This window comes from Streptomyces sp. NPDC034049 (genome assembly GCF_055575575.1).
On the sequence record NZ_JBVISJ010000038.1, the window covers coordinates 1 to 7627 of the forward strand.

Consider the following 7627-nt stretch of genomic DNA (forward strand, 5'->3'; position numbering starts at 1 on the left):
ATCCTCGGCGACGACCTCACCCGCCAGGTCAAAACCGGCCTCGCCGGCGACCTCACCACCCTCTACCCCCAACTCACCCACTAGCACCCGCCCCCCAACCCGGCCGAGCAGCACCCCCACCCCAACCAGCCCAGCAGGCCCCCACCCCCACCCCAGCCAGCCAGGCACCGCGCGCCGTGGTTCCGGGAATGGCTGACCACTCCGGAGCGCGACGATCTGGTGTGGGAGCGGCTCAAGCTCGACGACGCCCTCCGGCGAGCGGACGAGATGGTCAGCTTCGAGTCCGCGATCAGTTCGTACATGAGCCGGGACCCGTCGGTGCCGATCAGGCGGTCGCCGTCGCCGTGCAGGATCGTGGTGGGCACCGTGATGTGATGCAGGCGCGGCGTGCGGTCGGGGGAGCGGTCGAGCGACTCCACCTGTCGCAGGATGCCGTCGGGGTCGTAGTCGCGGTCGTACATCTGACCGCCCAGCTCGCGCAGCCAGGCGATGTCCTGGGGGTATCCGGGTGAGGCGCACACCGCTTCGTTGTCCAGGTACAGCGCGATCGCCTCGTCGCGGTCACGGGCCCGTGGGCGCTGAGTCCGCTCGTCGACCAGGTCGCGTCCGCCGATGTAGGCCGTGCTGGGGGCCGTGTAGACCAGGGCGAGGCTGAGCACGCGGGTGGGGTGGTCGAGGGCGAGCTGCTGGGCGACCATGCCGCCCATCGACTGTCCGACGATGTGCGCGGCGGGGATGTCGAGCGCGGTGAGCAGGCCCGCGGTGTCGTTCGCCAGGTCGGCCAGGGTGTAGCCGCCCTGCGGGAACTTCTGCGACATGTTCAAACTGGCCCTCGGCCGCTCCCTGGGCGTGGCCGGTTACACCTGCGTGTACCTGCACCACGACGAGACGGCCACGCCGCTGGCCGACCTGTGGCAGCACGTCCAGCCGGCCGTGGTCGTCGCGTTCGGCAGCCTGCCGCCCGCCGACGCGCGGTCGCTGCGACGGGCGGAGATCCCGCTGCTCGACGGTGTGTTCACACCCAAGGGCACCCGTCTCTGACCGGGCTGCGCCAGGAGGACGTCGGGCGCCTGCAGATCGAGCATCTCGCGGCACGCGGGCACCGGCACATCGGCTACGCCGCGCTGGACGACCCCCGGGAGCGCCCCTTCTGCCGGCCGCGCCTGGAGGGAGCCACCCGGGCCTGCGACGAGCTGGGTCTGCCCGCCCCGCAGGTCGTCAGCATGCGCTACTCACGGGCCAGCGCACGGGACGCCGTCGTGGAGTGGACGCAGGGCGACACCCCGGTCACCGCGGTCGCCGCCTTCAACGACCTGATCGCTCTCGCCGTCCTGGCGAGCTGCCGCACGCAGCACATCGCGATCCCGGACGACCTGGCGCTCATCGGCGTCGACGACCTCCCCGTGAGCTCACTCGCCGTACCGGCCCTGACCACCATCGGAATGGACCTCACCGCGGCTGCCGACAACCTCACCGCCGGCGTCCTCTCGGCGGTCGGGGCCCCGTCCCCGGCGGCGTCGAGCGGGTCCGGAGCGGGCGACATCCTCGCCCTCATCCACCGCGAGACGACATAGCCGCCACGGTCCGGCCGTCGAAGTGACCGCACCCGGCTGTTCCGGGACACCGAGCGGTCACCCCGCCCCGGTGAACGAAGCCGGCAGGCACCGCGTGGAGGCGGTACCTGCCGGCCGGGAGTGGGGGGCGGGTGTCAGGGGGCGGGCACCGAAGGACGGGTTTCCTCCGTGAAGGACCAGCCCTTCAGGCCGACTTCGCCCCGGTGCCGTCGCCGGTGTCGTACGGCTCCACGTCACGCGCGGCGTCCCGCGGCACGGTATGCGTGGCCGAACGCTCCAGCTCGCTCGCTGTGTCGGCGGTGCGCCCATGGAGGGAGCGTGAGGGACGGGGAGCAGACCGTGGGACCGGATTGTTCACAGCTTTCCGCTCCTGAGGTCCGCGCTGCTCTTGAGGACGGCGGATTCCATGCTCCAGTTCTCCGGCTGGACCCTGTCCCAGAGGCTTCCCTTGCCGAGTTCCCTCCCCAGCTGGTCCTCTCGGCGGAACCATTCCTCGGCGCTCCTGATCCGGTCGGGGTGGATCTCGTCGAGCAGGGCGTAGTCCCGGGTGATGATCCCGTGCTTCCACACGTTCCAGAAGCCGGTGAAATTGTCACGGAAACTCATGGTGCTCTTGTCGTCGGGGTCGGCGTTGTAGCCGGCGGGGTGATCGGCTATCCCCGTCAGGTCCGGATGACTCCAATACGTGTCCAGATCGGTGTCGATGTACTGCGCCGGATGCCCGGTGACCTTCTCGAATGCCGCGGCCATGTCGGCGTAGGTCATGTGCTCGATGGCGACTTCCAGGTCCATGCCGTTGGCCCGCTCCGGGTGGTCGAAGAGCCAGCGGACGTAGAACCCGCAGTCGTCGAGCGCCACGTGCGGAACGGCGCCGTCGCCGAGCGGGACTCGCCAGGTGACGACACCGTCCTCGATGCTCGGTGTCATGGGCGTCAGCGGTGAGATCACCATCTCGATGTAGGGGCCCGAGGTGAAGACCGCCGCTCCCATACGGTCGCTGTTCTTCTGGTTCTGGAACAGCACCCATTCCGCCATACGGCCCTTTCCGTCGTAGTGGCCGGTGCGGAACCTGGAGTCGTAGCCCGACTTCTTGAGGGCGTAGTCGAGGTTCCCGTAGACGAAGAACTTGATCCCTTCCTCGATCGCTATCTCGTAGGTGCGGATGGCCCAGTAGGTCTCGGTCTTCTCCCCGGTGTTGAATCCGTCGATGTTCACGAATGCCCCGTCACAGCCGCGAAATCCCTCTCGCAGCACGTCCTCGTCGGCGAACGACCCTTCGAGGATGGAGACATTGCCCAGCGCGAGGAGAGCCTGGGCGCGGGGCGAGGTGGCATCCCGGGTGAGGACCCGCACGGAGTACTTCTTGTCGGCGACGAGAGCCCGGACGATGGGCATTCCCTGAGCCCCGGTACCGCCGATGACGAAAATGGTGGAGGTGGCATGAGAAGACATGGTTCTTGACTCCAGAGATTGGGGGTGGACGCGATCACCACGCGCAGGAGCGGGGGCGCCGGAGAAGCCTGGAAACCGATCGGTTTCCAAAAGGTACACCGATCGGTTTCCAAGGGGCAAGGGGCACACGCATCCACAAGTGAACGCACGACGCGGACCGCGCCCCGCCTTGGCCCGGCTTCGGGCAGGACGCCGAGACCCCCTGGGGGGGGCGTCAGGGACGGGGTCGGCATCGGGTGGGTGGCGTCATGCGGGCCAACCGCCAGGCCCCACCGAGTAGTCGGACGCGCAGGTCGGCGTCCGGCACCTGTTCGGCGATGCGCCGCAACTCGGCTTGGGAGGACAGTTGCCATGAGGCGTCGGCGAGCGCCTCGACCTTGCGGTCGTCCTGGAACGACCGCTGCCGTGCCTCAGTCGATCCCGAAGCGGATCAGGCGTCGAGGACCAGACGGGCGCTCTTCGCCCGGGATACGCAGATCATCATGGTGTCGCCCGCGGCGCGCTCCTGCTCGGTCAGGACCGAGTCGCGGTGGTCGATCTCGCCGGACAGCACCTTCGTCTCGCAGGTCCCGCAGATACCCTCCTCGCAGGAGGTCAGCACCGGCACACCGGCGGCTTCGACGGCTTCGAGGACGGTCATGTCCTCGGAGACCAGCAGCTTCCTGCCGGACTGGGCCAGTTCGACCTCGAAGCTGCTCCGCGGCCCGGCCGCGAGGTCCTGCTTCGGTGCGAAGCGCTCCAGGTGCAGAGATCCGCTCGGCCACTTCTCGCAGCCGGCCTCGACCGCCGCCAGCAGCGGCTCCGGGCCGCAGCTGTAGACGGCCGTCTTCCGTTGCGGCTTGCCCAGGAGCGAGGCCAGGTCCAGCAGCCCGTACTCGTCCTGCGGCCGCAGGCTCACCCGCTCTCCGTACGCCCGCCGCAGCGTCTCACCGAACGCCATCGAGGCCCGGGTGCGGCCCCCGTAGACGAGGCGCCAGTCGGCGCGGGTCGCGTTGACGGCCGCCAGCATCGGCAGAATCGGCGTGATGCCGATTCCGCCCGCGATGAAGAGGTAGTTCTTGGCCTTCACGAGCGGAAAGTGGTTGCGCGGCCCGCGGACACGCACCGGCTCGCCTTCCGCGAGCACGTCGTGCACGTGGCTCGACCCGCCACGGCTTTCCGGTTCACGCAGCACCGCGACCTGAAAGCGGGACCGATCCGCCGGGTCCCCGCACAGTGAGTACTGCCGGACCAGGTCGGCTCGCAGGATCAGATCGATGTGGGCTCCCGGCTGCCATTCCGGCAGTGGACGGCCTTCCGGGTGGCGCAGCGTCAACAGCACGACACCTTCGGCCGGCATTTCCTTGCGTTCCACCACGAGATCGAGTTCGACTTCGGTGTCGAGATTGCTCATGATCGCCTTTCATTTCTCCAGAGATGATGCGGTGAGGCGTTCCCCCGACCGATCAGGACGGGAAACAACGTCCGAAGTCGCGCAGCAGTCGGGGGGATCCGTTCAGCTTGATCTGCCGGCGCACCAGCGCCCACGCCAACATGGACGGCTTGGCGAGGAAACGCAGCCAGGTGCGCGTGTCGGCGGTGATCCTCAGATCCGGCTCACCGTGATGCCCTTCCGTGACATCGAGTTCGCGGTCGCGGATGGTCACGGTGAGCTGCCGGGATTCGTCGCCGGTGAAGGTGAAATGGTAGGTCGCGGACATGTCCTTGGCCTGTTCGCGCTGAAAGATCAGCGGCAGGCCTTCCACCAGACCGTCGATGCTGTTCGCCCGCAGACTCATCGCCACATGCTTCGTGCGCTTGTTGGGGAACCGGTCGGCCACGTGCTGTTCCGCGTCGGAACCAGGAACGACGTAGACCGTCTCCTCCTTGTCCATCAGAGGGCGCACGACCTGGGTCAGATGTGCCTTGCGATTGTCCAGCCAGGGGCCGATCACGTCCTCGCCGGCCGGGCAGACCGACATGCAGTAAGCGGCTTTGTAGTTCGCGCCGAAGGACAGGCTCTGCCACATCGACGCGCTCTCGCTGTCGCTGACCCGCGAACGGTAGTCGTGGGCGTCACGGCTCTCGGCGACCTGTTCGGCCCAGTCGCCGAAGCCGCCCATGAATTCGCGGTAGTTGTGCGTGTAGCAGGCGGAGAAGTTGAAGTGACCGTCGGAGGCGATCGCCCCGGTCGGGCAGGCCGTCACACACAACTTGCATTCCAGGCACGGGTTGTACTCGATGGGCCGGTTGTATTCGCTGACCTCGGCGTCGATGAGGATGGTGCCCAGCAGGATGAAGTTGCCGAATGTGGGGTGGATGACGTTGCGGTGAATACCCATCTTGCCGAGCCCCGCCGCGACGGCGACCGGCTTGTGCGAGACGACCCACGCCTTCCTCGGGAACTTGTCCATCTCCATGGGAAAGCCCATCGCGGGATTGATGGCCCGCACGCCCATCGCCTCCAGCTCGCCCACCACCTGCCGGCCGATCTCGTTGGTGTGGTCGCCCGTGTGATGGAACTCCAGATTGGCCACCGAGCGCGCGGGAGTGCGGATGTTCTCCCGGTTCATGCGGGTCACGATGCTGATCAGCGTGCGGACGCCCGGCAGCGCTGCGTTCAGGTCCTCTCGCTGGTCGGCGATGTCGGCCCGGTCGATCTCGACGAAGCCGACGTCGTCCGCGCCCGCGTCCAGACACAGCTGGCGCAGTCGCGACGCGTCCAGCGGCTCGGCGGGCCGGTCGGCGGTGCGGTCGCGCCGGCGGGCTTGAACGACGGTGGGATGGTCTTCGAGTTTGTTCTTGGCCATCGAACGTCACCTCAGGGGGCTGGGCCTGCAAGTTTCATGAAGCAACCCGCACACTAGCCTTGCGAGTTTCATGAAGCAACTTACGGAGGAAGTGCGGTCATTCGTTGGGGCTGCTGCTGGATCTGGCTACAACTCCCCCACCTGGTGGGGGAGTTGGGCGGCAGAAAATGCACCGAGCCGCAGGAGCCGGCGGAACCCCGAGCGGCTGCGGCAGTGGCAACCGTGAAGCTCGCTCCGCTACTTCACGCCGGCTGGTCGGTGAGTGCCGGGCCGGGAAGAAGGTCCACGGCGTCCGGGCCCACCACGTGTCCGCAGTGGGTGCACACGAGCTGTTCCCGCACGTCGCCCCCGCATCCCACATGGTTCGCGATGCGCGGAGGCCCGGCCGGATGCGCGGCGTGCTCGTCGCCCCAGTGCATCAGGCCGAGTAGCGCGGCGAGCAGGTCCTTGGCCTTGTCCGTCGGCCGGTACTCGTAGCGGGCGGGCCGCTCCTGGTAGCAGACCCGCTCCAGCAGGCCGTCGTCGACCAGCTTGGAAAGGCGGTTGGTGAGTACGTTGCGCGCGATGCCGAGACTGTCCTGGAACTCCTCGAAACGGCGCAGGCCGAGCTGCGCATCGCGGATGATCAGCAAGGTCCAGCGCTCGCCCACGACTTCCAGGGTCCGGGCGATGGAGCACAGCTGACTGTCGTACATTCGGCCCAACATGCCGCGAATTTAGCACGTTGCTTCACGCAACTGATAGCCGACGACCGTGCGCGTGACGGGTGACGGCGTTCATGCCCCCGCGAGCAAGAGGTCGGCCAGCACCTCGGGGCTCTCCAGAGCCATGAAGTGGTCCGCTCCCGGCACCTGTGTGAAGTCGGCGGTGGGGAGCAGCTTCCTGTTGGCTTGCCGGTCCGAGGGGCGGGACCAGTCGTTCTCGCCGTAGACGAAGTGAACGGGGGCCTTGACCTCGGGATACCGCTTGCGGGCGGCGATGAGGCTGGGCATGTTCCGGTACAGGGCGCGGGCGACGGTCGGGTAACCGGGGCGCCTGCCCACCTGGAGCAGCTCGTCCAGGTAGTCCTCGCGGAAGGCGGCCTTGTCCCCCACGCCGCCCTGGAGGATCTTGCGAAGAACGGGCTTGGGCTCCTGCTGGGCGATCGCGGGGCCCACTCCCGGTGCGGTGATCCCGCTGATCACCATGCGGGCGAGGAGGCTGGAGCGGGTGATCCCGCCGCGGTAGTCGTACGTGTTGACCGCGACGACGCGCCTGACCCGCTCGGGCAGGTCGGCCGCGGCGGTCAGGGCGAGCACCGCCCCCATGGACTCCCCAACCAACGTCACGTCATGGAGGTCGAGTTCGGTCAGCAGCCGCTCGACGCCCGCGCGCATGGCCGGCTCGTCGTACGACGCGCCGGGCACGATCTCGGAGTAGCCCATCCCCGGCAGGTCGAGGGCGTGGACGGTGTAGTGCTGCGCGATCAGCGGGATGAGGTGGCGGAAGTGTTCGGCCTGGGTGCGCACGGTGTGCAGCAGGACGAGGGGGGCGCCGGTGCCCGCCTTGAGGTAGCGCAGGGTTCCCTCGCGGTGGTGCCCTGTGCGTGGGGCGAGGGTGTGGGTGGTGGTGCCCGCGATGTGGATGGTGGGGCGGGGTTCCTGGCTGGGCATGTCGGGGTGCCTTCCCTCGGCTGATTGGCTGGCTGGCTGGGGTGGGGGTGCTGCTCGGCCGGGTTGGGGGCGGGTGCTAGTGGGTGAGTTGGGGGTAGAGGGTGGTGAGGTCGCCGGCGAGGCCGGTTTTGACCTGGCGGGTGAGGTCGTCGCCGAGGAT

8 protein-coding genes are annotated in these 7627 nt (G+C 68.2%); 2 read left to right on the plus strand and 6 right to left on the minus strand.

Features of this window, described 5'->3' with window-relative positions; translation table 11 throughout:
- Positions 1–80: 80 nt before the first annotated feature.
- Positions 81–818, minus strand: coding sequence for an alpha/beta fold hydrolase (locus tag ACZ52C_RS41710; RefSeq protein WP_469079748.1), 738 nt, complete (start codon positions 816–818; stop codon positions 81–83).
- Here ACZ52C_RS41710 and ACZ52C_RS41715 point away from each other — a divergent pair.
- Both ACZ52C_RS41715 and ACZ52C_RS41720 read left to right on the plus strand, forming a co-directional pair.
- Positions 817–1041: a hypothetical protein gene (locus tag ACZ52C_RS41715; RefSeq protein WP_469079749.1), complete on the plus strand. Its 225-nt coding sequence runs from the start codon at positions 817–819 to the stop codon at positions 1039–1041. The genes ACZ52C_RS41710 and ACZ52C_RS41715 overlap by 2 nt on opposite strands.
- 83 nt (positions 1042–1124) lie before the next feature.
- Positions 1125–1574 (plus strand): substrate-binding domain-containing protein, encoded by a 450-nt coding sequence (locus ACZ52C_RS41720; protein WP_469079754.1) that lies wholly within the window; start codon positions 1125–1127, stop codon positions 1572–1574.
- Between the two features lie 354 nt (positions 1575–1928).
- Here the strand turns inward: ACZ52C_RS41720 and ACZ52C_RS41725 are convergent, their stop codons facing one another.
- The 5 genes from ACZ52C_RS41725 to ACZ52C_RS41745 all read right to left on the minus strand — a co-directional run bounded on the left by ACZ52C_RS41725 (position 1929) and on the right by ACZ52C_RS41745 (position 7467).
- Complete coding sequence (locus ACZ52C_RS41725; protein ID WP_086804237.1) at positions 1929–3026, minus strand: NmrA family NAD(P)-binding protein; 1098 nt, start codon at positions 3024–3026, stop codon at positions 1929–1931.
- A gap of 430 nt (positions 3027–3456) precedes the next feature.
- The gene (locus ACZ52C_RS41730) at positions 3457–4419 is read right to left on the minus strand and encodes a PDR/VanB family oxidoreductase (RefSeq protein ID WP_469079750.1); all 963 of its coding nucleotides are present in this window, start codon (positions 4417–4419) and stop codon (positions 3457–3459) included.
- Positions 4420–4471: 52 nt separating this feature from the next.
- Positions 4472–5815 (minus strand): SCP2 sterol-binding domain-containing protein, encoded by a 1344-nt coding sequence (locus ACZ52C_RS41735; RefSeq protein ID WP_469079751.1) that lies wholly within the window; start codon positions 5813–5815, stop codon positions 4472–4474.
- A gap of 242 nt (positions 5816–6057) precedes the next feature.
- On the minus strand, positions 6058–6522 hold the full coding sequence (locus tag ACZ52C_RS41740; RefSeq protein WP_469079752.1) for a winged helix-turn-helix transcriptional regulator: 465 nt from the start codon (positions 6520–6522) through the stop codon (positions 6058–6060).
- Positions 6523–6591: 69 nt separating this feature from the next.
- Complete coding sequence (locus ACZ52C_RS41745) at positions 6592–7467, minus strand: alpha/beta fold hydrolase (RefSeq protein ID WP_469079753.1); 876 nt, start codon at positions 7465–7467, stop codon at positions 6592–6594.
- Between the last annotated feature and the right edge of the window lie 160 nt (positions 7468–7627).

Excerpts from the sequence above, each read along its gene's own strand:
- ACZ52C_RS41740 (WP_469079752.1), bottom strand. The coding sequence starts at position 6,522 with ATGTTGGGCCGAATGTACGACAGTCAGCTGTGCTCCATCGCCCGGACC.
- ACZ52C_RS41725 (WP_086804237.1), bottom strand. The coding sequence starts at position 3,026 with ATGTCTTCTCATGCCACCTCCACCATTTTCGTCATCGGCGGTACCGGG.
- ACZ52C_RS41715 (WP_469079749.1), top strand. The coding sequence starts at position 817 with ATGTTCAAACTGGCCCTCGGCCGCTCCCTGGGCGTGGCCGGTTACACC.
- ACZ52C_RS41710 (WP_469079748.1), bottom strand. The coding sequence starts at position 818 with ATGTCGCAGAAGTTCCCGCAGGGCGGCTACACCCTGGCCGACCTGGCG.
- ACZ52C_RS41745 (WP_469079753.1), bottom strand. The coding sequence starts at position 7,467 with ATGCCCAGCCAGGAACCCCGCCCCACCATCCACATCGCGGGCACCACC.
- ACZ52C_RS41730 (WP_469079750.1), bottom strand. The coding sequence starts at position 4,419 with ATGAGCAATCTCGACACCGAAGTCGAACTCGATCTCGTGGTGGAACGC.
- ACZ52C_RS41735 (WP_469079751.1), bottom strand. The coding sequence starts at position 5,815 with ATGGCCAAGAACAAACTCGAAGACCATCCCACCGTCGTTCAAGCCCGC.